The sequence below is a fragment of the Spirillospora sp. CA-142024 genome (assembly GCF_050942325.1).
GTDB lineage: Bacteria > Actinomycetota > Actinomycetes > Streptosporangiales > Streptosporangiaceae > Spirillospora.
Window position 1 is genome coordinate 332,360 of sequence record NZ_CP192077.1, and the last position, 24,620, is coordinate 356,979.

Annotated in this window: 22 protein-coding genes and 1 pseudogene; 13 read left to right on the forward strand and 10 right to left on the reverse strand. The window is 71.9% G+C overall.

Annotated elements, in window-relative coordinates; translation table 11 throughout:
• A complete protein-coding gene (locus tag ACQPZP_RS01665; RefSeq protein WP_433475838.1) occupies positions 1-219 on the reverse strand; it encodes a helix-turn-helix domain-containing protein in 219 nt (72 codons plus the stop codon).
• Between the two features lie 120 nt (positions 220-339).
• On the opposite strand from ACQPZP_RS01665, the gene ACQPZP_RS01670 reads away from it, so the two are divergent.
• From ACQPZP_RS01670 to ACQPZP_RS01695, 6 genes are all read left to right on the forward strand, one after another.
• A complete protein-coding gene (locus ACQPZP_RS01670) occupies positions 340-963 on the forward strand; it encodes an RNA polymerase sigma factor (RefSeq protein ID WP_433475839.1) in 624 nt (207 codons plus the stop codon).
• Complete coding sequence (locus ACQPZP_RS01675) at positions 956-2,194, forward strand: hypothetical protein (protein ID WP_433475840.1); 1,239 nt, start codon at positions 956-958, stop codon at positions 2,192-2,194. The genes ACQPZP_RS01670 and ACQPZP_RS01675 overlap by 8 nt, the downstream gene beginning before the upstream one ends.
• Before the next feature lie 168 nt (positions 2,195-2,362).
• Complete coding sequence (locus tag ACQPZP_RS01680; RefSeq protein WP_433475841.1) at positions 2,363-3,007, forward strand: RNA polymerase sigma factor; 645 nt, start codon at positions 2,363-2,365, stop codon at positions 3,005-3,007.
• Positions 3,004-4,221 (forward strand): hypothetical protein, encoded by a 1,218-nt coding sequence (locus tag ACQPZP_RS01685; RefSeq protein ID WP_433475842.1) that lies wholly within the window; start codon positions 3,004-3,006, stop codon positions 4,219-4,221. Before ACQPZP_RS01680 ends, ACQPZP_RS01685 begins: the two co-directional genes overlap by 4 nt.
• Before the next feature lie 84 nt (positions 4,222-4,305).
• Positions 4,306-4,869, forward strand: coding sequence for an RNA polymerase sigma factor (locus tag ACQPZP_RS01690; protein WP_433475843.1), 564 nt, complete (start codon positions 4,306-4,308; stop codon positions 4,867-4,869).
• Positions 4,866-6,176 (forward strand): hypothetical protein, encoded by a 1,311-nt coding sequence (locus tag ACQPZP_RS01695; RefSeq protein WP_433475844.1) that lies wholly within the window; start codon positions 4,866-4,868, stop codon positions 6,174-6,176. The genes ACQPZP_RS01690 and ACQPZP_RS01695 overlap by 4 nt, the downstream gene beginning before the upstream one ends.
• A 97-nt stretch (positions 6,177-6,273) precedes the next feature.
• Here the strand turns inward: ACQPZP_RS01695 and ACQPZP_RS01700 are convergent, their stop codons facing one another.
• Entirely contained in the window at positions 6,274-6,978 is a 705-nt protein-coding gene (locus tag ACQPZP_RS01700; RefSeq protein WP_433475845.1) for a TetR/AcrR family transcriptional regulator C-terminal domain-containing protein, read from the reverse strand.
• A gap of 111 nt (positions 6,979-7,089) precedes the next feature.
• Between ACQPZP_RS01700 and ACQPZP_RS01705 the strand changes: the two genes are divergently transcribed.
• The 3 genes from ACQPZP_RS01705 (at position 7,090) to ACQPZP_RS01715 (ending at position 10,323) form a co-directional block, all read left to right on the forward strand.
• Entirely contained in the window at positions 7,090-8,586 is a 1,497-nt protein-coding gene (locus ACQPZP_RS01705) for an MFS transporter (protein ID WP_433475846.1), read from the forward strand.
• Positions 8,587-8,671: 85 nt separating this feature from the next.
• Complete coding sequence (locus ACQPZP_RS01710; protein WP_433475847.1) at positions 8,672-9,241, forward strand: RNA polymerase sigma factor; 570 nt, start codon at positions 8,672-8,674, stop codon at positions 9,239-9,241.
• A 2-nt stretch (positions 9,242-9,243) separates the two neighbouring features.
• Positions 9,244-10,323, forward strand: a complete 1,080-nt coding sequence (locus tag ACQPZP_RS01715) for a CU044_5270 family protein (protein ID WP_433475848.1) — start codon at positions 9,244-9,246, stop codon at positions 10,321-10,323.
• A 4-nt stretch (positions 10,324-10,327) separates the two neighbouring features.
• Here ACQPZP_RS01715 and ACQPZP_RS01720 read toward each other — a convergent pair whose 3' ends face one another.
• Positions 10,328-11,869, reverse strand: a complete 1,542-nt coding sequence (locus ACQPZP_RS01720) for a 3-hydroxyacyl-CoA dehydrogenase (protein WP_433475849.1) — start codon at positions 11,867-11,869, stop codon at positions 10,328-10,330.
• Between the two features lie 126 nt (positions 11,870-11,995).
• On the opposite strand from ACQPZP_RS01720, the gene ACQPZP_RS01725 reads away from it, so the two are divergent.
• A complete protein-coding gene (locus tag ACQPZP_RS01725; protein WP_433475850.1) occupies positions 11,996-13,204 on the forward strand; it encodes an acetyl-CoA C-acetyltransferase in 1,209 nt (402 codons plus the stop codon).
• A gap of 5 nt (positions 13,205-13,209) precedes the next feature.
• Here ACQPZP_RS01725 and ACQPZP_RS01730 read toward each other — a convergent pair whose 3' ends face one another.
• The 3 genes from ACQPZP_RS01730 to ACQPZP_RS01740 all read right to left on the reverse strand — a co-directional run bounded on the left by ACQPZP_RS01730 (position 13,210) and on the right by ACQPZP_RS01740 (position 15,444).
• Entirely contained in the window at positions 13,210-14,049 is an 840-nt protein-coding gene (locus ACQPZP_RS01730; protein ID WP_433475851.1) for a DUF2182 domain-containing protein, read from the reverse strand.
• Positions 14,046-14,696, reverse strand: a complete 651-nt coding sequence (locus ACQPZP_RS01735; protein ID WP_433475852.1) for a DUF1326 domain-containing protein — start codon at positions 14,694-14,696, stop codon at positions 14,046-14,048. The genes ACQPZP_RS01730 and ACQPZP_RS01735 overlap by 4 nt, the downstream gene beginning before the upstream one ends.
• 148 nt (positions 14,697-14,844) lie before the next feature.
• The gene (locus ACQPZP_RS01740; protein WP_433475853.1) at positions 14,845-15,444 is read right to left on the reverse strand and encodes a TIGR03086 family metal-binding protein; all 600 of its coding nucleotides are present in this window, start codon (positions 15,442-15,444) and stop codon (positions 14,845-14,847) included.
• A 216-nt stretch (positions 15,445-15,660) separates the two neighbouring features.
• Between ACQPZP_RS01740 and ACQPZP_RS01745 the strand changes: the two genes are divergently transcribed.
• Positions 15,661-17,808 (forward strand): (Fe-S)-binding protein, encoded by a 2,148-nt coding sequence (locus tag ACQPZP_RS01745; protein ID WP_433475854.1) that lies wholly within the window; start codon positions 15,661-15,663, stop codon positions 17,806-17,808.
• Positions 17,809-17,869: 61 nt separating this feature from the next.
• On the opposite strand, the gene ACQPZP_RS01750 is transcribed toward ACQPZP_RS01745, so the two are convergent.
• On the reverse strand, positions 17,870-19,603 hold the full coding sequence (locus ACQPZP_RS01750) for a BTAD domain-containing putative transcriptional regulator (protein WP_433475855.1): 1,734 nt from the start codon (positions 19,601-19,603) through the stop codon (positions 17,870-17,872).
• 152 nt (positions 19,604-19,755) lie between these two features.
• Between ACQPZP_RS01750 and ACQPZP_RS01755 the strand changes: the two genes are divergently transcribed.
• Together ACQPZP_RS01755 and ACQPZP_RS01760 are read left to right on the forward strand one after the other, a co-directional pair.
• The gene (locus ACQPZP_RS01755; protein WP_433475856.1) at positions 19,756-20,505 is read left to right on the forward strand and encodes a hypothetical protein; all 750 of its coding nucleotides are present in this window, start codon (positions 19,756-19,758) and stop codon (positions 20,503-20,505) included.
• A gap of 93 nt (positions 20,506-20,598) precedes the next feature.
• Entirely contained in the window at positions 20,599-21,336 is a 738-nt protein-coding gene (locus ACQPZP_RS01760; protein ID WP_433465919.1) for a ZIP family metal transporter, read from the forward strand.
• Between the two features lie 88 nt (positions 21,337-21,424).
• Here ACQPZP_RS01760 and ACQPZP_RS01765 read toward each other — a convergent pair whose 3' ends face one another.
• The 3 genes and pseudogenes from ACQPZP_RS01765 to ACQPZP_RS01775 form a co-directional block, all read right to left on the reverse strand.
• Entirely contained in the window at positions 21,425-22,309 is an 885-nt protein-coding gene (locus ACQPZP_RS01765; RefSeq protein WP_433475857.1) for a glycine betaine ABC transporter substrate-binding protein, read from the reverse strand.
• Positions 22,310-22,355: 46 nt separating this feature from the next.
• Positions 22,356-23,108, reverse strand: a pseudogene (locus ACQPZP_RS01770) (ABC transporter permease); the annotation flags it as partial.
• 160 nt (positions 23,109-23,268) lie between these two features.
• On the reverse strand, positions 23,269-24,534 hold the full coding sequence (locus ACQPZP_RS01775) for a quaternary amine ABC transporter ATP-binding protein (RefSeq protein WP_433475858.1): 1,266 nt from the start codon (positions 24,532-24,534) through the stop codon (positions 23,269-23,271).
• Positions 24,535-24,620: the final 86 nt, after the last annotated feature.

Genomic DNA, 24,620 nt, shown 5'->3' on the forward strand with positions numbered 1-24,620 from the left:
CTAATGCACCGTCACCGACCCCGCCCGCAACCAGGCGAACTCCGCCCGCGCCTGGGTGAGCTGGCGGTACTGCTCGGCGAGCCCCGGCGCCGACCCGCGCCCCGGCCGCCACCAAGCGTGCTGCTCGACCGCCAGGTTCCAGACGAACCGGGCGTGCCCGCAATGCTCCAGCAAGGCCCGCTCTTGCGTGGGCGACGGCTGCAGACGGTAACGAGACATGTTCAGGAAGCTACCGACCGCCGCCGACAAAACCCGGAGAGCAATGAAATTCGTGTGAAAGCGGTGAGGGGTTTCGGGTGATACGTCTGTGACCGCCATCCCCCCACGGAAAGGCATCACATGACAGGGGAACCCCTCACCGCAGACCCGCCCCGGGACGGGGGCCCGGGGCGGGTCGACCACTCGGCCGTCCTGCGCCTGTCGCTGCGGGACCCCGAGCGGTTCGGCGACATCTTCGACGCCTACTTCGCCGAGATCCACGGGTACGCCGCCAAGCGCCTCGGCCCGGACGCCGCGTCCGACGTCGCGGCGCAGACGTTCCTGGAGGCGTTCCACGGCCGGGCCCGCTACGACGCGTCCCGCGCCGCCGTCCGGACCTGGCTCTACGGCATCGCGACCAATGTCATCGGCAAGCACCGGCGCAGCGAGGTGCGCGGGCTGCGGGCACGCGCCCGGCTCGGCCCCGGCCGGGACGAGGGCGGTCACGCCGACCGGGTGGACGCCAGGGTCAGCGCCCAGGGGCTGCGGGGCCGCCTGGCCGGCGCCCTCGCCGGGCTGTCGGACGGCGAACGGGACGTGCTGCTGCTCGTCGCGCTCGCCGACCTCGCCCACGAAGAGATCGCCGCGGCGCTGGACATCCCGTACGGGACGGTCGGGTCGCGGCTCAGCCGGGCCCGGCGGAAGCTGCGCGCCGCGCTCGGCGGCACCAATCCGATGCGTGAACAGGAGAACGACCATGGATGAACTGCAGATGGTCCGCGAGGCGTACGGGGAGCCCACGCCGCCGACGCTGCGGGAGATGACCGACGCACGCGCCGCGATGTTCGGGAAGCCGCCGCGCACGCGCGTCCGGTTCGGCTGGCGGCTCAAGGCCGGGGTCGGCGTGGTCGCCGTCGGCGCGGCCACCGCGGTGGCGATCGCGGCCGTGGGGTCGGGGTCGCCCGCCCCACCCGGGTCCCCCGCGGAGGTGGACCTGGACAAGAAGGCGGTGCTCGCGGCGGCGGAGAAGGCCGAAGGGCAGCCGACCGGCAAGTACTGGTACTCCGACTCGTTCGACGGCCAGTCCTACGTCATCCGCGCGAAGACCGGAACCTACGCGATCACCGCCGCGAGCTCCGAGTCCTTCAACTGGACCGGCGCGAAGTCCGGAATGGGGGAGGCGTACTACAACCGGGACCTCCCCGCCCGGCCGGCGACCGCGCGGGACGAGGCGCTGTGGCGCAAGGCCGGGTCGCCGTCGACCTTCCGCGTCCGGGGCGACGGCCGCTACATCACCTACACGACCCGGGCGCCGAAGTGGCGGTCGAGCGGCCCGGAGGTCGGCACGAACCCGGACGGCGGCGGGCAGTTCGTCGGCCCGGGCCCCGGGCCGGCCACCCTTGAGGACCTGCAGAAGCTGCCGACCGACCCGGCCAAGCTCGCCAAGCTGTTCCTGAGCCCGGGGCAAGGGGATCCGTCGGGCGGCAACCCGTCGGGCGCCGATCCCTCGGGCCGCAATCCGTCGGGCGCCGATCCCTCGGGTCGCAATCCGTCGGGCGCCGATCCCTCGGGTGCCGGTCTGTCCGGCGCCGATCCGTCGGGGCGAAGGGGGGCCGGACCGGCGAACTCCTACGCGCAGATCTGGCGGACGGCGTCGGTGCTGGGAGGCCCGATCCCGCCCAAGGTCCGGGCGGGTCTGATGCGGGCGCTGGCCGCCCAGCCGGGCCTTCGCGCGATCGGCCGTGCCACCGACCCGATGGGCCGTACGGGCGTCGCCCTGGCGACCGACGACCGTGCCGAGACGAGCTACCGCGCCCGCGACGTGATCATCTTCGATCAGCGCACCGGCGCGCTGCTGTCCGTCCAGCACGAGCTGACCAAGCCGGGCGGCGAGTACGCCGAGATGAAGCCGGGCTTCGTCATCAACTACAAGCTGGACCGGTCCTCGGGCTGGACGAACACCAAGCCGAAGCCGCCCGCGGAGCTGCCCTTCTGAACCGCCCGGGCCAGGGGGTGAGCGCTGCGTTATCCCTTGGCGAGAGCCGCCTCCCCCTGCCGACGCCCCCCGCCCCCGTCCGGGCGGGGGGCGTCGTGCGTGAAGGCGGAACGGGGGATCGGCTGAGAACGGGAGGAAAGTCCGTCCCCCCACAGCGAGGATCAGCCCATGGCCTTTGATCGTCCGCCGGATCCCGGAGCCCCGCCGAGGCGTGCCGCGGCCGCGCCGGACTCGCCCGAGGAGGCGTCCGACGCGGCGCTGATCGTCCGTTCCCGGCGCGAGCCCGACGCGTTCGCGGTGATCTTCCACCGGCACTTCGCCGAGATCCACCGGTACGCCGCCCGCCGGCTCGGCTCCGACGCGGCCGACGACATCGCCGCCGAGACGTTCCTGGCCGCGTTCCGCAAGCGCGGCCGGTTCGATCCGGCGCGCGGCACCGTCCGGCCGTGGCTCTACGGCATCGCGACCCGGCTGGTCTCGCAGCACCGGCGCTCCGAGGGCCGCCACTACCGGGCGCTCGCGCGGACGCCCGCCGAGCGCGACCAGGACGGCCACGACGACCGGGTCGCGGCGCGGGTCACCGCCGGCGGCGCCGGCGCCGAACTGGCGGCCGCGCTGGACCGGCTGCCGCGGGGGGACCGGGACGTCCTGCTCCTGGTCGCGCTCGCCGACCTGTCCTACGAGGAGGTCGGGCAGGCGCTCGGCCTCAAGACGGGCACGGTCGCGTCCCGTCTGAACCGCGCCCGGCGCCGCCTGCGGGAGGCGCTCGGTGGAACGAATCCGGCCCTGATCGTCGAGGAGTCGACCGCGTGAACACCATGGACATGAACGAGATGAACCGGGTCAGGGAACTGCTGCGCGAGCCGGCGCCTCCCTCCGCCGAGGTGTCCGCGAAGGCGCTGAGCAGGCTGGAGGACGCGATGGCGTCGGACCGCGGACGCCTCCCGCGCCCGGCGTCCCGGACGCGGCCGTGGTCCGGATGGACGTTCCGGATCGGCGTCGGCCTCGTCGCCGCCGGTGCGGCGGCCGCCGCCGTCATCGTGGTCACCGGGCAGGGGTCGCCGGGGTCGCCGCACGCGCCGTCCGGAGTCGACCTCGGCAGGCAGGCGGTGCTGGCCGCGGCGCAGAAGGCCGAAGCGCAGCCGACCGGCAAGTACTGGTACTCCGACGTCATCAGCGGCCAGTCGTACGTCGTGCGGGCGAAGTCCGGCGCCGCGTACGCGATCGTCGGCGCGCACAGCGAGCTGTTCGGCTGGCACGGCGTGAAGCCCGGCATGGGGGAGATGTACTACGACCGTGATCTCCCGGCCCACCCGCTGACCCCGCGAGATGCGGCGCTGTGGCGCGGGGACGGGGCGCCGTCGAGCTTCCGCGTCTGGTCGGGCGACAAGCACCTCAGCTTCACCACCAGGACGACGAAGTGGCGGTCGGACGGCGCGAATGTGGGCCTGGACCCCGACGGCGGCGGAAGGTTCGCCTTGGGCAAGTCGGCCCAGGAGCTGCAGAACCTCCCTGCCGACCCGGCCAAGCTCTCCGAAATGTTCCTGGACGAGACCAAGGCGTCAGAGGAGAAGGCCGACATGCGGAAGCTGGCCGGACGCCTCAAGCCGCAGGTGCTGCCCAACCTCAAGATCCGGACGGTGGCCGCGCTTCTCGGCGGCCCGACGCCGCCGAAGGTCCGGGCCGGTCTGATCCGGGCGCTGACCGCCCAGAAGGGCGTCCAGGCGATCGGGCGCGTCACCGACCCGCTGGGCCGCCCGGGCGTCGCGCTGGCCGGCTATTCCCTCCCCACCACGGACAACGGGGAGTTCGGCACACCGAAGAGCGAGCAGGGGACCTACCGCTCCCGCCACATGATCGTCTTCGACGAGCGGACCGGCGCGCTGCTGGCCGTGGAGAACCAGCTGACCGAGCCCGGCGGCGCGTACAAGAAGATGAAGCCGGGGTTCGTCATCGACTACGAGCTGACACGGTCGTCGGGCTGGACGGACAGCAAGCCGGAGCCGCCCGCGAAACAGCCCTTCTGATCGAAGTTCGTCGGCGCCGGTAAGAAACGAAGGGCCGCGACCACCTCCATGGGTGATGGCATACCCGGACGAAGGGCTCGGATCGTGTCGGATCCCGATGACAAAGCCCGGTTCACGGCGCTGTACGACGCGCACTACGGGCGCGTCCACGCCTACGCCGTGAGCCGGGCGGGGCAACAGGTCGCGGAAGAGGTGGCCGGTGAGACCTTCCTCATCGCCTGGCGGCGGATGCGCGACCTGCCGGACGAGCCGCTCCCCTGGCTGTTCGGAATCGCGCGCAACGTGCTCCGCGACTCCTACCGGGCCAGGGACAGGCGTGCGGCGCTGGAGAAGGAGTTGCGGACGTGGGCGTCGGGCGAACCCGCCGCCGGTGACGTCGGCGAGTCCGTCGTCGAGCGGGCGGAGGTGCTTCGGGCGCTGGCGTCGCTGTCCGGCGACGACCGCGAACTGCTGACGCTGATCGCCTGGCATGGGCTGTCGTCCGGCCAGGCGGCCAGGGTCGTCGGGTGCTCGAAGGCCGCGTTCTTCGTGCGGCTGCACCGCGCGCGGCGACGTCTGGAACAGGCCCTGGCCGCGGGGCCGAGCGCCCCCGGCGACCGCGCGGTGCCCGTAGCCGTGCTCACCAAAGGAAGAGAGGCCGCCCGATGAGCCGCGATGCGCTGACCCGCCTGGCGGAGGCCCGACCCCCGCAGCTGGACCCGGCCGACGACCCGGCGCGCCGGGAACGCGACCTTGACCGGGCCTTCGCGGCCGTGCAGGAGCGCACGGTTCGCAGCATCGCCCGCCCGGCCCGCTGGACGGCCCTGGTCCTCGGCGTGGGCGCGGCCGGAGCCGCCGCGGCCGTCGCCATCGCGGCCACCGGCCAAGGGTCGCCGGAGTCCCCGCCCAGCGTCGACCTGAACAAGCAGGCGGTGCTGGCGGCGGCGGAGAAGGCCGCGCTGATCCCGACCGGCAAGTACTGGTACTCCGACCAGATCCAGGGCCAGTCGTACATCATGCGCCCGAAGACCGGTACGTACGCGATCGTCGGCGCGCACTCCGAGACGTTCGAGTGGTCGGGCGCCAAGAGCGGCATGGGCGAGGCGTTCTACGGGCGGGACATCCCGTCGCGGCCGCTGACGCCGAAGGACGAGGAGCTGTGGCGCAAGGCGGGCGCGCCGTCGAAGTTCCGCGTGTGGTCCAACGACCACTACTACACCTACGACCAGCACTCGTCCTCGTGGGAGATCGACGACCCGGACCCGAAGGGCGGCGGCACCTTCCTCGGGGACATGACGGTCGAGAAGCTGCGGAACCTCCCCACCGACCCCGCGAGTCTCGCCGCGATGTTCTTCAAAGACCTTCCGATGAGGAAGGGGACTACGGATGGGCCTGCCCTGAAGGGCGTCCAGGAAAAGCTGGTGGAAGCGGAGAAACAACCTGCGCCGAAGGACCCCCGCGCGGCGGCCAAGCGCGCGGAGAACATCAAGGTGCTGCGGGCACAGGTCCAGGAGATGCAGCGGCGGATGAAGGAGAACCCTCCGAACGTCGCCCCGGCGGAACTCGCCCGCGCGAAGGTCATGCGCGTCGAGGATCTGATGATGGGCGCGCCGCTCTCGCCCGCGGTGCGGGCCGGGCTGATGCGGGCCCTCGCCGCGCAGCCGGGGGTGAAGGCCATCGGATCGGTGACGGACTCGCTGGGCCGCAATGGGGTCGCGCTGGCCGCCGACGATACCCCCACCCGGATCGACGGGGAGTTCGGCGCGCCCGCGGCCGAGCAGGGCGACTACGACTCCCGGGAGGAGATCCTTTTCGACCCGAAGACCGGTCAGATGCTCGGCAGCCGCAGGGTGCTGACCCGCCCGGGCGGCGCCTACAAGTCGCAGTCACCCGGTTTCGTCATCAACTACTGGCTGGTGCGCGACTCGGGCTGGACGGACAGCAAGCCGAAGCCGCCCGCGAAACTGCCCTTCTGACCTCCCGAGCCGGGGGTGAGCGCTGCCGTTATCCCGTGGTGAACGCCGCCTCCCCGCCGATGCCCCCGCCCACCGTCCGGGCGGGGGCGTCGCGCGTTCAGGGCCTGCGGGCTTCGATGCCGTCCAGGACGCAGGCGAGGCCGAACGCGAAGCGCCCCTCCAGGACGTCGCCGGTCCCCTTCATCCAGATGTCGCGGATGTGGGCCGCTAGCCCGGGCCGCTCCTCGTCCTGGCGGGCCAGGTACGGGGCGAGACCGTCGATCAGGTCGGCGGCGGTCGTCCCGGTCTGGTGGCGGTGCCAGCTCGCCTCGCTGCCGGCCGCGCCGATGACGTAGTCGACCACGGCCGACCAGGCGTATTCGAGGTCGAAGCCGGTGAATCCGGCGGTGCCGAACGCGGCGAGGATCTCGTCCAGGACGCGGGTGGCGTTCGGGCCGATCATCGGACGGCTGCCGAACAGCGTGACCGTCCACGGGTGCCGGTGGATCATCGCGCGGAGGCTGCGCGCGTACCCGGTCGCGGCGTCCCGCCAGTCGCCCCCTTGGGGGATCACCACCTCGGCCATCACCCGGTCGATGGCCAGCTCCAGCAGCTCGTCCTTGTTCGCGACGTGCCAGTACACCGAGGTGGCGCCGGAGTTCAGCCGGGTGCCCAGGCGGCGCATGCTGAGGCCGTCCAGCCCCTCGGCGTCGAGCAGTTCGAGCGCGGCGTCCACGATCTGCGCCCGGGTCAGGGCGGGCTGGGCGCGCCGCGTTCGCGGGGGCCGCACCCAGACGGACGCCGCCCTCTTCTCTTCGGTCATCGCGCTGCCCCTTCCTCGTTCTCGTACAGAGTACAGGGACTTGAACACCGTACGATTAGAGTCGTACAGTGTGCGAGTCAACTCGAACACTGTACGAGAAAGGTCGCTCCGATGAACCGGGACCCGCATCCGCGGCGCTGGCAGATCCTCGGCGTGCTGTGCCTCAGCCTCTTCGTCGTGATGGTCGACAACACGATCCTCAACGTGGCGATCCCGTCGCTGCTCAAGGATCTGGACGCCACCACGTCCGACGTCCAGTGGGTGATCGACGCCTACTCGCTGGTCTTCGCCGGGCTGCTGATCACCGCCGGCAGCCTCGGCGACCGGCACGGCCGCCGCCGCGCCATGCTGATCGGCTTCGTCCTGTTCGGCGCCGGGTCGCTGCTCGCCGCCTTCGCCGCGAACCCCGCCCAGCTCGTCGCGACGCGGGCGCTGATGGGCGTGGGCGGCGCCCTCCTCATGCCCGGCACGCTGTCGATCATGGCGCAGGTGTTCGGGCCGGACGAGCGGGCCAAGGCGTTCGCCATCTGGGGCGCGACGTCCATGGTCGGGCTCGCCGCCGGGCCGACGCTCGGCGGACTCCTGCTGGAGCACTTCTGGTGGGGCTCGGTCTTCCTGGTGAACGTGCCCGTCACGGCCGTCGCCGTCGCCGGCCTGCTGATCCTCGTCCCGGAGTCGCGGGGGCCGCGCCGCCGCCCGGACGTCCCGGGCGCCGTGCTGTCCACGGCCGGGATGGCGGCGCTGGTGTGGGCGATCATCTCCGGCCCCCAGCACGGCTGGACGGACGCCCGCACCGTGGCCGCGGTCGCGGCCGGCTGCGTCGCGCTCGGCCTGTTCGTCCTCTGGCAGCACCGCAATCCTGAGCCGATGCTCGACCTCGGCCTCCTGCGCCGCCGCGCGTTCTCCGGCGCCGCCACCATGATCGCGATGTTCGGCTTCGCGCTGGCCGGGGTGATGTTCACGCTGACCCAGCTGCTCCAGCTCGTCCTCGGCTACGGCCCGCTCAAGGCCGGGCTCGCGCTGCTTCCCGTCGCCGTCGCGGCGGGCGCCGGCAACGGCCTCGGCGCCTCGCTGGAGGCACGGTTCGGCGCCCGTCCCGCCCTGGTCGGCGGGTTCGGCGCCCTCGGCGCCGGACTCGCGGTGCTCGGGCTGACCGACCCGCGCGACGGTTACGCCGTGCTGGCGATCGCCCTGGTCGTCGTCGGCTTCGGTGCCGGGCTCGGCAGCCCGGCCGCCTACGCCACGCTGATGTCCGCCGTCCCGCCCGAGGAGGCCGGGGTGAGCTCCGCCGTGAACGACGCCGGGCAGGAACTCGGCAGCGCCCTCGGCGTGGCCGTCCTCGGCAGCGTCGTCTCCGCCGCCTACGCCCGCGCCCTGCCGGACTCCGCCCCCGCCGCCGCCCGCCACTCCCTCGGCGAGGCCCTCGCGGCTGGTGACCCCGGCCTCGCGGACGCCGCGAAGGACGCCTTCGTCGACGCGCTCTCCGTGAGTTCCCTGGCGGCGTCCGGCGTCATGCTGGCCACCGCCCTCTTCGCCGCCCTCGTGCTGCGCGGTCCCTCGACCCCCGCCGGGGGCGCCGAGCCGGAGAAGGTTCTCGAATCGGCGTGAAAGCAGATCCGGGGACCGGCGGAGTAAGGATGACGACCAACCCCCGGAGGTGCCCAATGCCGGACCCCGCACAAGGGGCGGCCGAGTGACCGCCCCGACCGAGACCGGACGGGCGGACGACGAGGCGCTGCTCGCGTCGTCCGTCCGCGACGGCGACCGCTTCACCGCCGTCTACGACCGCCACTTCGCCGACGTCCACCGCTACGTCGCCGGACGGCTCGGCCCGCAGACCGCCGACGACGTGGTCGCCGAGACGTTCCTCGCCGCGTTCCGCCGCCGCGGCGCCTTCGATCCGGCGCGCGGCACCGTCCGGCCCTGGCTGTTCGGCATCGCGACCAACCTGATCGCCCAGCACCGGCGCGCCGAGACCCGCCGCTACCAGGCGCTCGCCAAGATCGGCGCGGACCGCGACCCCGGCGGCCACGACGACCGCGTGGCCGCGCGGGTGACCGCCGAGGGAATGCAGCCGCGGCTCGCCCGCGCCCTCGGCGGGCTGTCCCGCAAGGACCGCGACGTGGTGCTGCTCGTCGCGCTCAGCGGCCTCACCCACGCCGAGGTCGCCGAGGCGCTCGGCGTCCCGTACGGGACCGTCGGCTCCCGCCTGAACCGGGCGCGCAGAAAACTGCGCGCCGTGCTCGACATGGAAGGAACCTGACTATGGACGAACTCCAGATGATCGCCACGATGCTGGACGAGCCGCCGGGCGAGGGCGCGGCGGCGCGCGGCCGGGCCCGCCTGGAGCGCGAGATCCAGTCGCCCCGGCGCGCGTCCCGGCGCATGGTCCGGATGCCCAAGCTGGCCCTCGGCGGGTTCGGGCTCGCCGCGGCGGTCGCAGCGGCCGCGGGCGTCGTCGTACTGTCGTCCGGCACCGCGCCCCGGGCGCCCGACCGGCCCGCCGCGTCCCCGGTCTCGGCCCGCACCGTGCTGCTGGCGGCGGCCACCAAGGCGGAGGGCGCCCCGGTCGGTCACGGACGGTACTGGTCGTCCGTCACCCGGGAGGGCGGCCACCTGATCGCGAACGGCCGCGAGTCCTACACCGTGCGCGAGATCGGCCTCTGGGACGCCGGACCGGGGAAGGAGGCCTGGGTCGCCGAGCGCAAGGTCAGCAGCCGCGACCTCGGCCCCGCGCCCTCCGGCGGCCCCACGGTGATCGGTCCCGCCCCGACGAGCGAGCCGGGCGGGACGCCCTCGCCATCACCGACGAGCGGCGCGACACCCTGGACGAAGGGGAAGGTCAAGGGCGGGGAGGCGTTCCGGCTAGCCGACTGGGAGGGCGCCACGGCACCGGACGTGCGGAGGCTGCCCGCCGACCCGCAGAGCCTGCGGCGCTTCCTGGACCGGGCGCTGAAGCAGGTACCCGGCGTCGACCCCGCCGAATGGCTGATGAGCAACGCCCAGAAGCTCGGTGCGGCACCGGTGAAGCCGGAGGTGCGCGCCGCGATGTACCGGCTGCTCGCAGACTCGCCCGGTATCCGCTCCCTCGGCCCCGTCACCGATCCGCTCGGCCGGCGCGGCGACGGTGTCGCCCGCCAGGTCCGCACGGGCGACACCGTCGTGGACGAACGGCTCGTGATCGATCCGGCGACGGGACGGCTGCTCGCCCAGGAGTCCGTGATGGTGAAGCCGGGTAAGGCCTCGGGCGGCATCAAGCCCGGCACGGTCTTCTCCTACAGCGCGCTCGTGTCCTACGGCTGGACCGACAAGGTTCCCGCCTACCCCATCGAGCCGACGGGCTGAGGCGCTAGGCGAGCAGGTCGGACGGGGCGGTGCCGGTCTCGGTGAGGGGGAGACCGAGCGCCACCCGTTCGGTCAGCCAGCCGCTCGGCCGGTAGCGCGGGTCGCGGGTCGCGTCGTACATCTGTTCCAGGACGTCGAGCACCCGCTCGGCGCCGACGTGGTCGCCCCACTCCAGCGGGCCCCGCGGGTACCCGAGCCCGAGCCGGACGGCGGTGTCGATGTCCGCGGGACCGGCCAGCCGCTGCTCGGCGATGCCGCAGCCCACGTTGACGATCGACGCCAGCAGCCGCGGCGCGACGGCCACGGGCGCGTCCCGGACGACGCTCACCGGCCGTCCCGTGGCGAGCAGGGCGGCGAGCGCCGCGCGGCCCGCGTCCGGATCGAGCGCGGGCTGCACGGTGAGGGTGAGCCGGCCGAAGAACCCGAAGAACCCGTCGATCCCGAGGGTCCTCTCACCCGGAAGGCCGTTGGCGACCTGGTCCGCGACGCTCATGTCCGCCGTGGCGTCGACCAGCAGGACGGCGTGCCCGGACGGCTCGTCGCCCGCCTCGACCTCCACCCCCGCCTCGGACAGCAGGAGACCCAGCGTCTCCCGATGCTGCGGCTCCTGGAACCAGACCGGCCGGAGATCGGTGTCCGGGGCGGTGGCCTCGGCGGGCTCCTGCTTCACCCCGTCCACGTACTTGTAGAAGCCCTCGCCGGTCTTGCGGCCGAGGAGCCCGGCCTCGACACGGGCCCGTCCGATCCTGGACGGACGGAACCGCGGCTCCGTGTAGAAGCCCGTCCAGATGGACTCCATCACCGGGTGCGACACATCCATGCCCGTGAGGTCGAGCAGTTCGCAGGGGCCCATCTTCAGGCCCAGGACGTCCCGCGCGATGCGGTCGATGTCCACGGGCTCCGCCGCCCCTTCGGAGAGGATCTGCAGGGCCTCTGTCACCAGGCCGCGCCCAGCGTGGTTGACGAGGAAACCAGGCGCGTCCGGCGCGAGAACGGGTTCGTGACCGAGACGCCTCACGAGGTCGGCCAGCGCACCCGGGATCCACTCCGCCGTACGCGCCCCCGGAATCACCTCGACCAGCCGCATCAACGGCACAGGGTTGAAGAAATGAAGACCCGCCACCCTGGACGGGTCCTCCAGCGCGGCGGCGATCGCCGTAATCGGCAGCGAACTGGTGTTGGTCACCAGAATCGTGTGCTCAGGGCAGACCTTCTCCAGGGAGGCGAACAGCTCCCGCTTGGTCTGCATGTCCTCCCGGGCGGCCTCCACGACGAGATCGCAGTCCTGGAACGGGGTGAGCGGCTCGCCGACCGGCCGCAGCCGCCCCTTCGCCGCCTCCGCGTCCTCGACGGTCATCCGTCCTTTGGCGACGAGCTTGTCGAACATGGCGCCGATGTACTCGGCCGCCTGCACCACGGCCTCCATCCGGATGTCGGCCAGCTCCACGGTCAGCCCGCCCGCCGCTGCGAGCTGCGCGATCCCGCGCCCCATCGCCCCGGTGCCGATCACCCGGATCGTCGTCGCCCGCCGCGCCCACTGGTCCACGGTCGCCTCCTCGCTCGGTCCGCCTCTACGCATTCAACCGTCCGCTGGACGGAAGCCCGGACGCGGCCCTCCCGGACCGGAGTCGTAACCTGCGAGGTGCCCGCACCCCAGCCTGAGGAGCCCACCATGCGCGACGCGGTGATCTGCGAGCCGCTGCGTACCCCCATCGGCCGGTTCGGCGGGACGCTCAAGGACGTCCCGCCCGTCGAGCTCGCCGCCACCGCCATCCGCGCCCTGGTCGAGCGCACCGGCCTGCCCGGCGACGCGATCGACGAGGTGGTCCTCGGGCACTGCTACCCCACGTCCGACGCCCCCGCGATCGGACGCGTCGCCGCTCTGGACGCCGGGCTGCCCGTCACCGTCGGCGGCACCCAGCTGGACCGGCGGTGCGGGTCCGGGCTCCAGGCCGTCCTGAACGCGGCCATGCAGGTCCAGACCGGGGTCAGCGACGTGATCATCGCGGGCGGCGCGGAGAGCATGAGCGGCGCCCCCTTCTACACCACCCGGGCGCGCTGGGGCGTCCGAGGGCCGTCCCTCGAACTGCACGACGCGCTCGCGCGGGGCCGTGTCACCGCCGGCGGTGACAGATACCCCGTGCCCGGCGGGATGCTGGAGACCGCGGAGAACCTGCGCCGCGAGTACGGCATCGGGCGCCTGGAGCAGGACGAACTGACCGTCCGGTCGCACGAGCGCGCCGTCGCCGCCCAGCGTTCGGGTGTGTTCGCCGAGGAGATCGTCCCGGTGACCGTCCGGTCGCGTAAGGGGGACACGGTCGTCGACACCGACGAGCACCCGCGTCCCGGCACCACGGTGGAGAGCCTGGCGAAGCTCCGTCCCGTCCTCGGGAAGACCGACGACCAGGCCACCGTGACCGCCGGCAACGCCAGCGGGCAGAACGACGCCGCCGCCGTCTGCGTCGTCACGACCCCGGAACGCGCCGCCGAGCTGGGGCTGCGCCCGCTCGTCCGGCTGGTCTCGTGGGGGCGCGCGGGCGTGCCGCCCAAGACGATGGGGATCGGGCCCGTCCCGGCCACCGCCAAGGCCCTGGACGCCGCCGGGCTGACGCTCGCCGACATGGACCTCATCGAGCTCAACGAGGCGTTCGCCGCGCAGGTCCTCGCCGTCACCCGCGAATGGGGCCTCAAGGACGACGACTGGGACCGGGTCAACGTGCACGGATCCGGGATCTCCCTCGGTCACCCCGTCGGTGCGACCGGGGCCCGCATCCTCGCGACGCTCGCCCGCGAGATGCACCGCCGCGAGGTCCGCTACGGCCTGGAGACCATGTGCATCGGCGGCGGCCAGGGCCTGGCGGCCGTCTTCGAGAGGGTCTAGGGCCACTAGGTCAAGGTGGGCGCGAGGCTGGGGGCGGCGAGCAGGACGAGTCCGAGGGCGATCATCACAGCGCCCAGCGGCCTGCTGACCCGTTCCCCGTGCCGCCAGACCTTCTCCACCAGGATCACCGCCGCAATGACCCCCATCCAGACCAGGCTCATCATCCCCGCGGCGAGCAGGACGGCCATCAATGCCCAGCAGCACCCCAGGCAGAATGCCCCGTGGTGGACCCCGACGAGCAGCGCGCCCGACGGGCCGGCCGTGATCCGCTCTCCGTGCCGGACGACGACGGCGAGCGGCGAGCGGCACAGCCGCAGGCACGCCCGCTTCAGCGGAGTGAGCTGGTAGACGCCCGCGAGCACCAGCACGGCGGCGCCGGTGCGCACGGCGGCCGCGGAGTCGCCGGCCGTCACGGCCGACTGGAAGGCCAGGAAGAGGCCGTAGGCCGCCGCCCCGGCGGCCGCCCACACGAGCAGGTAGCCGGCCGCCAGCGTGTACGCCGTCATGCTCGTCCCGTCCCTGCGGCGCACGAGCCGGTCGATCCGCACGATCACCGGTGTGACCGCCGGGAGCATCATCGCCGCCATCATCACGAGCCAGGTGCCGAGGAACAGCCCCGCACCCATGGACTCGTCCATCGGCATGGCGTCCATCCCGTCCATGGAGTCTCCGGGACGGGCGGCGCCGGTCAGGATCCCGGCGCGCATGTCCGGTGTGGCCAGGTGATGGACCGCCAGCCACGCGATCGCGGAGAGGACGACGAGGACCCCGACGAACACGAGCTCGTGGGGCGCGGGCCGGGCGCCGGTCCGCCGCCGGGGCACCGGGACCGGCGGAGCCCTCACTCCGGTCCGCTCCAGTCGAACGGGATGTGCTTGCTGGAGCGGCCCTCCCAGTCCCAGGTGAAGCCGTAGGCGTCGACCTGGTCGGCGACCGCCCGGCCCCAGGTGGCGACCTGCCCGGGGCCGGTCTCGCAACCTGGGGGGTTCAGGGTCTGCACCCGTGCCCCCTCGGGTGTCGTGGGGCCGGTCAGCGCCTCGGCCCTCGCCACGACCCGGCCGGGGACCTCCGCGTTCCAGGTGGCGAGGTCGTCCTCGACGGAGATCGTGATGGGCGAGAACTCGATCCCCCGCACTTCGGGAGCGAGCATCCCCACCAGTTGGGCGGGCCATCCTCCGGCCTCGCCGCCGAAGATCTTCCCGAGGGCCTCGCGCTGGGAGTCGTCGGCGCGCTCGTCCAGGAAGACGGCCGCGTACGCGTCGGAGTGCTCGCCCCACACGTTCCCCACGAACGAGCTGACCATCAGGACGTTGAGGCCGTCCAGAGCGACGTCCCCGTACCGCCCTTCACGGATTCGCCACGCCAGCACGCCGTCACAGTCACCGAACGTAGGGGCCTGCGCATAGCTGCACGGGCACGGGATGGTGCATTTGCAGACGTCGAACCAGTCGCCGGTGACGTGCCATTGAGGTGTCGCGGTGGTCTCGGTCATACCCTCCCCCTCAGATCGCGCTCCCGCCGCGTCTGGGGGTGCCGGGCCGCCGGTCACGATAAACCTCTCCGACAATCGTCACAAAACGCCTCATCAAGGGCCAGATGGCGCAGGTAAAACCTCCCGTGCCCGGATCGCGATCGCCGGGTCAGCCCCGCTTCGCCGTCCAGGACGGGTCGCGGCCGGTCATGGCGATGAGGCGGTCGAGCGGGGGCGCGTCCTCCGGGACGTCGACGGCGGCGTCGAACAGGCCCGGCACGCCCTTGCCGCCGCTCTGCTCGACGGCCGGGGCGACGAAGGCGAGGCACGCCTCGATCTCGTCCTCGCCGATGTCATAGGGCTGGCCGCTGGCGCGGGAGATGTCCCAGCCGTGCACCACCAGTTCGTTCATCGCGACGTGCCCGGCCTGCTCGCCCGGCAGGTCGACGCCGCCCGCAGCTGTCATGCCCTGCCACGCGTCCGGGGCGCGCCAGGCGGCGGCCAGCGCGTCGAGTTGCTCGGGGACGCGGGTGCGCCAGTCCGGGGGCAGGCTGGACGCGTCGGCGGACGGCGGCTGTGACGGGCCTTCCGGGAAGTTCTTCGACGCGGCCCAGGTGAAGGCGAGGGACAGCCCGTTCACATGGTCGATGAGCGCGCCGAGCGAGGTTCCGGCACAGGGCGTCGGCTGGTCGAGCTGGGAATCGCCGACGCCCGCGAGCAGGGCGGCCATCCGGCGCGTGGCGGGCGCGAGATCGGGCATCGGGGTCATGGGAGTCCTCCGTTTCGCCTTGCCGGTGTGCGGGACGCCGGTGGACGCGGCCCGCCTGATGGTATGGACTCGTGGACCGCCCGATACTCATCGATACTCTCACCAGCGAATGTGACCACATAAGCTACTACCGAGTAGTATTCGGGCCCCGGATGAAGAGCAGTCTGTCGCGAGCCCTACTCTGACTGCCATCGCCGTACCCAGGAGGACGGAACCGTGTTCTGGATCACGTTGGTCATCGGGCTCGCCGGAACGGCGGTCGCTGTGGCGTTCGCCGGCCGGCGGGTGCTGTTCCTGTACGGGATCGCCACCAGCGGCCAGCCCGACCCCGAGCGGACGTTGCAGGTCAGGCGCGCGCCCAGGAAGGCCGTCGAGGGCCAGGCGGTGGAGGTGCTGGGGCAGCGCAAGCTGCTGAAATGGACGCTGGCGGGTGTTTCGCACGCGGCGGTGATGTGGGCGTTCATCCTGTTGATCACCGTGTATCTGGAGGCGGCGGTCGCGCTGCTGTTCGGGCTGGACGCCAAGATCCCCGGCTTGCAGACCTGGGGGCCGATCGGTTTCGTTCAGGACACCATCGCGCTGGCGTGCACCGCCGGGCTGATCGCGTTCACCGCGATCCGGATCAAGAACTCGCCCAAGCGGCTGGACCGCGGGTCGCGGTTCTCCGGTTCGCACCTGTCCGGCGCGTGGATCACGCTGTTCATGATCTTCAACGTGATCTGGACGATGTTCTTGTTCCGGGGGGTGGAGTGGGCCAGCGGCAACCTCCCCTACGGCCAGGGCGCCTACTTCTCCTACCTGGTCGGGCACCTGTTCGACGGGCTGAGCCACGACACGCTGGAGGTCTTGGAGTCGGTCGGGCTGCTGGCCCACATCGCGGTCGCGTTGATCTTCCTGGTCTTCGTCGTGCACTCCAAGCACCTGCACATCTTCCTGGCCCCGCTGAACGTGATGTTCAAGCGGCAGCCGGACGGTCTGGGCCCGGCGCAGCCGATGATGTCGGGCGGCAAGCCGCTGGACTTCGAGGAGGCCGACCCCGACACCGACGTGTTCGGCCGCGGCAAGATCGAGGACTTCACCTGGAAGGGTCTGCTGGACATGGCGACCTGCACCGAGTGCGGTCGCTGCCAGTCCCAGTGCCCGGCCTGGAACACCGGCAAGCCGCTGTCGCCCAAGATGCTGGTGCTGGAGCTGCGCGACCACGCGCTGGCCAAGGCGCCGTACTTCACCGCCTCGCAAGAGCAGCGGGAGAAGTTCACCGACGCCCAGAAGCTGGCCATGCAGGTGGACACCGAGCTGGTCGGTGAGGGCGGCGTCATCCACCCCGACGTGCTGTGGTCGTGCACCAACTGCGGCGCCTGCGTCGAGCAGTGCCCGGTCGACATCGAGCACATCGACCACATCCTGGACATGCGCCGCTTCCAGGTCATGATCGAGTCCTCGTTCCCGTCCGAGGCCGGCGTGATGCTGAAGAACCTGGAGAACAAGGGCAACCCGTGGGGCATGTCGGAGACCAAGCGCCTGGAATGGGTCCAGGAGCTGGACTTTGAGGTCGAGGTCGTCGACGACGAGGTCTCGCAGGACACCGAGTACCTGTTCTGGGTCGGCTGCGCCGGCGCGCTGGAGGACCGGGCCAAGAAGACCACCAAGGCCGTCGCCGAGCTGCTGCACATCGCGGGCGTCAAGTTCGCCGTGCTGGGCCCGATGGAGGCGTGCACCGGTGACCCGGCCCGCCGCCTGGGCATGGAGTTCGTCTTCCAGATGCTCGGCCAGCAAAACGTCGAGACGTTGAACGACGCGGGCGTGACGAAGATCGTCGCGACCTGCCCGCACTGCTTCAACACCCTGGCCAACGAGTACCCGCAGATCGGCGGGAACTATCAGGTCGTCCACCACACCCAGCTGCTCGCGCAGCTGGTCGAGGAGGGCAGGCTCACCCCCCTCGCCCCGATCGAGGAGAACATCACCTACCACGACCCCTGCTTCCTGGGCCGCCACAACAAGGTCTACAAGCAGCCGCGCGACATCATGGCGACCGTCCCCGGGGTGAAGACGAAGGAGATGCACCGGCACAAGGACCGCGGTTTCTGCTGCGGCGCCGGCGGCGCCCGGATGTGGATGGAAGAACGCATCGGCAAGCGCATCAACACCGAGCGCGTGGACGAGGCCCTGCAGACCGACCCCGACACCGTCTCCACCGCCTGCCCGTTCTGCCTGGTGATGCTCGGCGATGCGATCAACGAGAAGAAGAACCAGGGCGCGGCCAAGGAATCGCTGGAGGTCGTGGACGTCTCCCAACTCCTGATCCGCTCCATCAAGGGCGAAGGCACCGCCCCCGAAAAGGAACCCGTCACCGCCGAATAGGGCGCGTCAGGACGGCGAAGGACCCCGGGCCGTGACCCGGGGTCCTTCGGCTTCCAGGGGGTCAGGCGCCCGGTTCCAGGGGTGGCGTGTCCTGCTCCGCGTCCGATTCCGTGCCCAGGTCGGGCGGGACGGCGATGAGCACGTCGCGCAGGGCGTACAGGGCCTGGTACGGCAGGATCTCCCGGGTCGCGAGATCGTCGACGGCGGCGAGCGGGCCGTGCGCCGTCCGGGCCAGCACGATCAGCTTCGCGTGGTACGGGTCCAGGCCCGGCAGCGAGGCGAGCAGCCGCTCGGGCGCCGAGTTGACGTCGATCAGGCCGCCGTCGTCGAACGTGCGGGGCAGGTCGGGGCGCCCGACGCCGAGCCGGCGGGCGATCGACGGGTGGTGCGCGGCCAGCGACCGCGCCTGCTCCCTGCGGACCCTCCGCTCGATCAGCCGGACGTCCAGGACGGGCATGCCGCTCTGCTCCGGGAGCGGGTGCGGGTCGGAGGTGAGCAGGGCGAGGTGGACGGCGCCACCGAACATCGTGGCCAGCAGCGCGGCGAAGATGGGGCCGTCCCACGGCGTGCTCTGGTCGGGGTCGCCGCTCGTGGCGCCGCCGATGAAGACGGCCGACAGCGCCAGATAGCCCGCCGCCGTCAGCGCGAGCCTCCAGCTCCGGCGCCTTGCCGCGTAGTAGGCGGCCAGCGCCCACGTCACCAGCCCGAAGCTGAGCACCGGGATGGAGATGAGGACGGCCCGCACCGGCCACGGAACCCGCCGCCCGGCCGGTCTCCCGTGGAGGGACGACTCTCCACTCTCCTGGCATGGGCAGACCGGCGGCGTCCAGACCGCGCCGGTGACGTGATGGCCCGGCGCGACATCGACGGCGGGAGCGCCGTCGGCGAGCATCGGCCGGGCGGGCGGGACGGCGGGGATCATGCCCGCGGCGGGCGCGAGCAGGTCGTCGGGGGGCGCGAACACGGGCTCGGGCGGATCGTCGGCCGGCTCCCGCGCGACCGGCGCCGCCAGCGACGGATCGGAGCGCAGAATGCCGACGTGCAGGTCCCGGAGCCGTTCACCGGGCTCGACGCCGAACTCCGCGGAGAGGATGTCGCGCGCGTCCCGGTACGCCGCCAGGGCCTCCGCCTGCCGGCCGCACCGGTAGAGCGCCAGCATCAGCAGGCAGCGGAACCCCTCCCGGAGCGGGAACTCGCCGACCAGCCGGAGCAGTTCGGGCACGAGCCGCGCGTGTTCCCCCAGCTCCAGTCCGACCTCGGCGCACGCCTCCAGTGCCGCCGCCCGGGTCTCCTCCAGACGCCCTCGTGCCGCGTCGAAGAACGAGCCGTTCAGCCCCGCGAGCGCAGGGCCGCGCCACATGGCCAGCGCCTCGCGCAGCAACACCTCGGCCCGTGCCGCATCGCCCCCCGCGCGCACGGCCTCGGCCGTCCCCACCCGCTCCTGGAAGACCTCGGTGTCCAGGCCCTCCGGCGGGACGTTCAGCGCGTATCCCGCGCCGGTCAACGTCAGCAGCCGCCCCGGGGTGCGCGGCGAGCGATCGGGCTCCAGCACGCGGCGCAGCCCGGCCACGTACTTCTGGACGACGTTCACGCCGTTGTCGGGAGGCTCGTCCCCCCACACCGCCTCGACGATCGACGCCGTCGGCACCGCCCGGCCCGGCGTCAGCAGCAGGACGGTGAGGACCGCCCGCTGCTTGCCCGGGCCCAGGTCGAGCTCCCGTCCGTCCCGCCAGGCGGCGGGCCGGCCCAGGATCCCGAAGCGCAGTGCGGGTCCCTCGCCCGGCAGCGCGACCACCTCCGCTCACCGTCCCCCGGGCGCCACCGCAGTCGTTCCGCAGCCCGGGCGCAGTGACCGCAGCATAACGACAGCGGTTCGGCAACGGCAGGGAGCAGTCTCCTTTCGGACATCGAGGCCGATTTCCGAAATCAGGAAGAGAGGGAACCTGGATGGCTCAGCACCTATCGCGGCCCCACGCGCCGGCCGCACTCGTCCTTGTACTCGTGTTCGCCACGGCCTGCGGGCCGGCCGAGGAGGCCGGGACGGCTTCGAAGACCGCGCCCGCGCCGTCCCCGAGCGTGTCCGCCACCGCGACGGCCAACGGGGTGGCCCGGCTCCGGGCCGGCCAGATCCTGCGCCGCGCCCGCGAGGCGACCACCGCGGCGCGGTACCTGCGGATGCGCGGGCGGATCGAGGACGGCAAGGACAAGATCGCCATCGACTTCCGCTACGCGGGGAAGACGAAGGCGACCGGATGGTTCCAGACGGGGAGGCAGCGTGTCGAGATCACCCGCATCGGCGGGGACATCTACCTGAAGGGCAACGACCCGTTCTGGAAGTCGATCGGTGGGAAGGCCGCGGTGCAGCTCCTCTCGGGCAAGTACCTCAAGACGACCACCAAGACTCCCGACTTCAAGGACATCGGCGTCTTCACCGAGCGGACGGGTCTCCTCAACGAGGCCCTGAAGGCCCCGGGCACCTGGAAGAAGGGCGAGACCGGAACGGCCGGCGGAACACCCGCCGTGAGCCTGACCCGGGCGCCCGGCGAGACGATCCGGGTGGCGACGCAGGGGGAGCCGTACGTGCTGGCGCTGACCGGGGGCCCGGGCAACGGCGTCGAGTACCTCGCGTACGAGGAACCGGTGGACGTCCGGCGGCCGCCCGCCGGCACCGTGGTCGACGGCGACGCGTTCAAGTGATCGGCGCCCCGCCCGGTGGCACGGGTGCGCACCGGGCGGACGGCGCCTCACGGCGATGAGGTTGCGGGCACGTACACCTGGTAGAACACCGGAATGGCCGTGCTCGTGTCCGTTCTCGCGTTCCTGATGACGCTCGCCGGCGGCCTCACGGCGATGCGGGTCCGCGACCACCGGCACCTCGTCCTCGGGCTCGCCGGCGGGCTGATGCTCGGCGTCGTCGCGTTCGACCTGATCCCCGAGTCGCTGGAGATGACCCGGCACCGCCCGCTCGGCGTCCCCGCCCCCATGATCGGCTTCGCGGCGGGATTCGTGCTGCTGCACGTCGTGGAGCAGTCGGTGGCCATCCACCGCGCCCACGAAGCCGAGTACGCGCCGCACGCCCACGCGCGCGGAAGCGGCTCCGCGGGGCTGCTCGCCGCGTCCGCCCTCGTCGCGCACAGCCTGGTGGACGGCCTCAGCATCGGCCTCGGCTTCCAGTCCGGGACGGACGTCGGGATCTTCGTGACCCTCGCCGTGGTCACCCACGACTTCGCCGACGGGTTCAACACCTTCACCGCGGCCTCGCTGAACCGCGGCGACCGGCGCCCCGCCGTCCTGCTGCTGCTCGCCGACGCCGCCGCCCCGATCGCCGGGGCCGCGATCGGCACGCTGGCCACCGTCCCGGAGGCGGTCCTCGGGCCCTACCTGGGGCTTTTCGCCGGCGTCCTGCTGTATCTGGCGGCGGCCGAGATCCTGCCCGAAGCGCACAGCGTCCACCCGCGGATCATGACGCTCTGCGCCACGGGGCTGGGTCTGCTGGCCGTCCTGTTCAGCGTCGGCCTGGCGGGCTGACCGTCCGGGGAGCGGGCCGCCCCGGGAACGGCAGAGGGCCGTCCGGTCCCCCGGACGGCCCTCTGACGCCGATTTCGGTACGGGCCGGTCAGCTCGTCAGCGACGTGGCGTAGCTCTGGTTCGACTTCAGCCACTCGTCGACGGCCTGGTCGGGCTTGCCCTTGTACTTGTTCTCCATCAGGTCCTCAAGCGAGCCGAGCTGCTTGTCGTCCATCTTGAACTTCTTCAGCCAGCTCGTGACATCCGGCTGGTCCTTGCCGAAGTCCTCGCGGGCGACGGTGTAGATGCCGTCCGGCTTGCCCATCGCGCCCTTCGGGTCCTTCAGGTCGCGGATGGGGTACTTCGTGTACGCCCAGTGGGGACGCCACAGCGTGACGACGATGTCCTTCTTGGCGTCGATGGCCTTCTTCAGCTCGGTCAGCATCGCCGCCGTCGAGGACGTCGTCACCTTGTACTCGTCCTTCAGGCCGTACGCGGGGAGCATCTCCTCCTGCGAGACGCGGTACAGGCCCGAGCTCTTCTCGATACCGACGATCTTGCCGTCGTACTGGCCGCCCTTGCCCTTCAGGTCCTCCAGGGACTGCAGCGGCGAGTAGTTCGGCACGGCGATCGTCAGCGGCGCCGCGTCGTACCAGGCGCCGACCTTCTCCAGCTTCTTGCCGTACTGCTTCCAGTAGTCCTCGTGGGTCCCCGGGAGCCAGGAGTCCACGAACAGGTCGACATCGCCCTTCGACATGCCCGCGTACAGCGGTCCGGTGTCGAGGGTCTTGACCTCCACCTTGTAGCCCTTGTCGGTCAGGAGCCGCTTCCAGAGGGCCGTGGCGGCCTCACCTTCGGCCCAGCCCGAGACCATGCCGATGGTGATTTCCTTGTCGTTCTTGCCTCCGGAACCGGAGTCGCCGCACGCGGCGGCGCTCAGGCCCATCGTCAGCGTCAACGCCGCGACCGTCAGGCCCTTGAACTTGAAGCGCATGCCCATCCTCTCGTTGGCTTGCATGGTGATGCGGGGGGCGAACTCGTCAGGCGGCGACGTCGACCGAAGGGGTGGCCGCGCCGTGGCTGCTCTTGCCGCGGGCGAACAGGGCGCGCAGCATGCTCGGGCCCTCGCCGAGGGCGCCGGTGAGCCGGTCCAGGTAGATGGCCAGGACGACGACGGCGATGCCGCCCTCGAAGCCCTTGGCGACGTCCACCCGGTTGATGCCCTCCAGCACCTCGCCGCCGAGCCCGCCGGCGCCGACCATGCCCGCGATGACGACCATCGACAGCGACAGCATGATCAACTGGTTGACGCCCGCCATGATCGACGGCATCGCGAGCGGGATCTGGATCCGGGTCAGGATCCGGTTCGGCGGCGTGCCGAACGCCTCGCCCGCCTCGACCATCTCCGGGTCGACGCCGCGGATGCCGAGCTCGGTCAGCCGCACCCCGGGCGGCATCGCGAAGATCACCGTCGCCACCACGCCCGGCACCGAGCCGATGCTGAAGAAGAAGATCGCCGGGATCAGGTAGACGAACGCCGGCATCGTCTGCATGAAGTCGAGGATCGGCCGGACGATCCGGCTCACCACATCGCTGCGCGCGGCCGCGATGCCGATCGGTATCGACAGCACCGTCGCCACCACCGCCGACACGAGCACCAGGGCCAGCGAGTCCATCGCGGCCTCCCACAGCTCCATGCTGTCGATCAGCGCGAAACCGAGGATCGTGAACAGGCCCAGCTTCCAGCCGCTGATGGACAGCGCGATCAGGGCCAGCACCAGCGTCAGCGCCAGCGGCGGCAGGACGTTCAGGACGTCCGTCAGCCCGTCGACCGACGTCTCGATCGCCGAACCGATCCCGTCGAACAGCCAGGACAGGTTGTCCGTGCACCAGGTCACCAGGCTGTCGAACCACTCGCCGACCGGAACCCGGGGCAGATCGACCGCCATCGTGTTACTCGCCGTCAACACTGCCACCCTCCTTCGTCAGCGCGAGCTCCGGCTCCGCGTCGTCCTCGTCAAGGACCTCGTCCGTATGCGAGTTGATCGCGCCGAGGGCCGCCAGCAGCGTCACCCGGGGGATGACGCCGAGCAGGATCCCGTTCTCGTCCGCGACGGGCACCGGCAGGTGGCTCTCCGCGCACCGCGTGAACAGGTCCGCGACCGGGGTGTCCGGCGCCACGGGCTCCGGATCCTCCGGATCGATCAGGCCGTCGAGCTTCTGGACGTTCTCCTGCACCGCGTCGGCGATCACCGTCGCGCGCACCCACCCGACCAGCTTGCGGTCGCGGCCGACCACGAACGCCGCCGACGTCTGGTGCTCGCGCATCGTCCGGAGCGCCGTCCGCGGCCCGGTCGACGCCGGCACCGTGACCAGCGGCTTCTCCATCACCGAGGAAGCCGTCAGCACTCTGGTACGGTCCACATCCGCGACGAACTGGGCGACGTAGTCGTTGGCCGGATCCGTGAGGATCTCCTCGGCCGTCCCGATCTGCACGATCCGCCCCTCGCGCATCACCGCGATGCGGTCGCCGATGCGCATGGCCTCGTTCAGGTCGTGGGTGATGAAGACGATCGTCTTGCCGAACCGCCCCTGCAGGTCAAGGAGCAGGTCCTGGACCTCCCGGCGGATCAGCGGGTCCAGCGCGCTGAACGCCTCGTCCATCAGGATGATGTCGGTGCCGGCCGCGAGCGCCCGGGCAAGCCCGACGCGCTGCTTCATGCCGCCCGACAACTCGCCGGGAATCTTGTTCTCCCAGCCTTCGAGCCCCACCAGGGCCAGGAACTCGCGGGCCGTCTTCTCGCGTTCCTCCTTCGGGACGCCGCGGACCTCCAGGCCGTACGCGGCGTTCGCCAGAACCGTCCGATGGGGGAACAGCGCGAAGTGCTGGAAGACCATGCTGATCTTGTTCTGCCGCAGCGCCCGCAGCGCCTTCGGCGACAGCTTCGCGATGTCCTGGCCGTCGATCTCGACGCTTCCGGAGGTTACCCCGAGCAGCCCGTTCAGCATCCGGATCAGGGTCGACTTCCCCGACCCCGACAGGCCCATGACCACGAAGATCTCGCCCTGCCGGACCTCGAACGTGGCGTCCACCACCGCCGGTGTGACGCCGAGGTCGCGGACCGCCGTCAGGTCGGCGCCCGCCTTGAGTTTCCGCTGTGCCTCAGCCGTCCTACGGCCGAAGAGCTTGGTGACGCTTTCCGCGCGGAGTACTGACACGATCTCCTTCCGGGTTCCCACGTCGATGCGCGGAAACGGGTCGCCTCGATCCGGTCCAGGCGCCGGACGGTGACAAACTCATGCAA

Bases quoted from the DNA above. Each gene is read 5' to 3' on its own strand.
- ACQPZP_RS01665 (WP_433475838.1), bottom strand. From the start codon at position 219: ATGTCTCGTTACCGTCTGCAGCCGTCGCCCACGCAAGAGCGGGCCTTG.
- ACQPZP_RS01670 (WP_433475839.1), top strand. From the start codon at position 340: ATGACAGGGGAACCCCTCACCGCAGACCCGCCCCGGGACGGGGGCCCG.
- ACQPZP_RS01675 (WP_433475840.1), top strand. From the start codon at position 956: ATGGATGAACTGCAGATGGTCCGCGAGGCGTACGGGGAGCCCACGCCG.
- ACQPZP_RS01680 (WP_433475841.1), top strand. From the start codon at position 2,363: ATGGCCTTTGATCGTCCGCCGGATCCCGGAGCCCCGCCGAGGCGTGCC.
- ACQPZP_RS01695 (WP_433475844.1), top strand. From the start codon at position 4,866: ATGAGCCGCGATGCGCTGACCCGCCTGGCGGAGGCCCGACCCCCGCAG.
- ACQPZP_RS01700 (WP_433475845.1), bottom strand. From the start codon at position 6,978: ATGACCGAAGAGAAGAGGGCGGCGTCCGTCTGGGTGCGGCCCCCGCGA.
- ACQPZP_RS01705 (WP_433475846.1), top strand. From the start codon at position 7,090: ATGAACCGGGACCCGCATCCGCGGCGCTGGCAGATCCTCGGCGTGCTG.
- ACQPZP_RS01715 (WP_433475848.1), top strand. From the start codon at position 9,244: ATGGACGAACTCCAGATGATCGCCACGATGCTGGACGAGCCGCCGGGC.
- ACQPZP_RS01725 (WP_433475850.1), top strand. From the start codon at position 11,996: ATGCGCGACGCGGTGATCTGCGAGCCGCTGCGTACCCCCATCGGCCGG.
- ACQPZP_RS01735 (WP_433475852.1), bottom strand. From the start codon at position 14,696: ATGACCGAGACCACCGCGACACCTCAATGGCACGTCACCGGCGACTGG.
- ACQPZP_RS01740 (WP_433475853.1), bottom strand. From the start codon at position 15,444: ATGACCCCGATGCCCGATCTCGCGCCCGCCACGCGCCGGATGGCCGCC.
- ACQPZP_RS01755 (WP_433475856.1), top strand. From the start codon at position 19,756: ATGGCTCAGCACCTATCGCGGCCCCACGCGCCGGCCGCACTCGTCCTT.
- ACQPZP_RS01760 (WP_433465919.1), top strand. From the start codon at position 20,599: ATGGCCGTGCTCGTGTCCGTTCTCGCGTTCCTGATGACGCTCGCCGGC.
- ACQPZP_RS01765 (WP_433475857.1), bottom strand. From the start codon at position 22,309: ATGCGCTTCAAGTTCAAGGGCCTGACGGTCGCGGCGTTGACGCTGACG.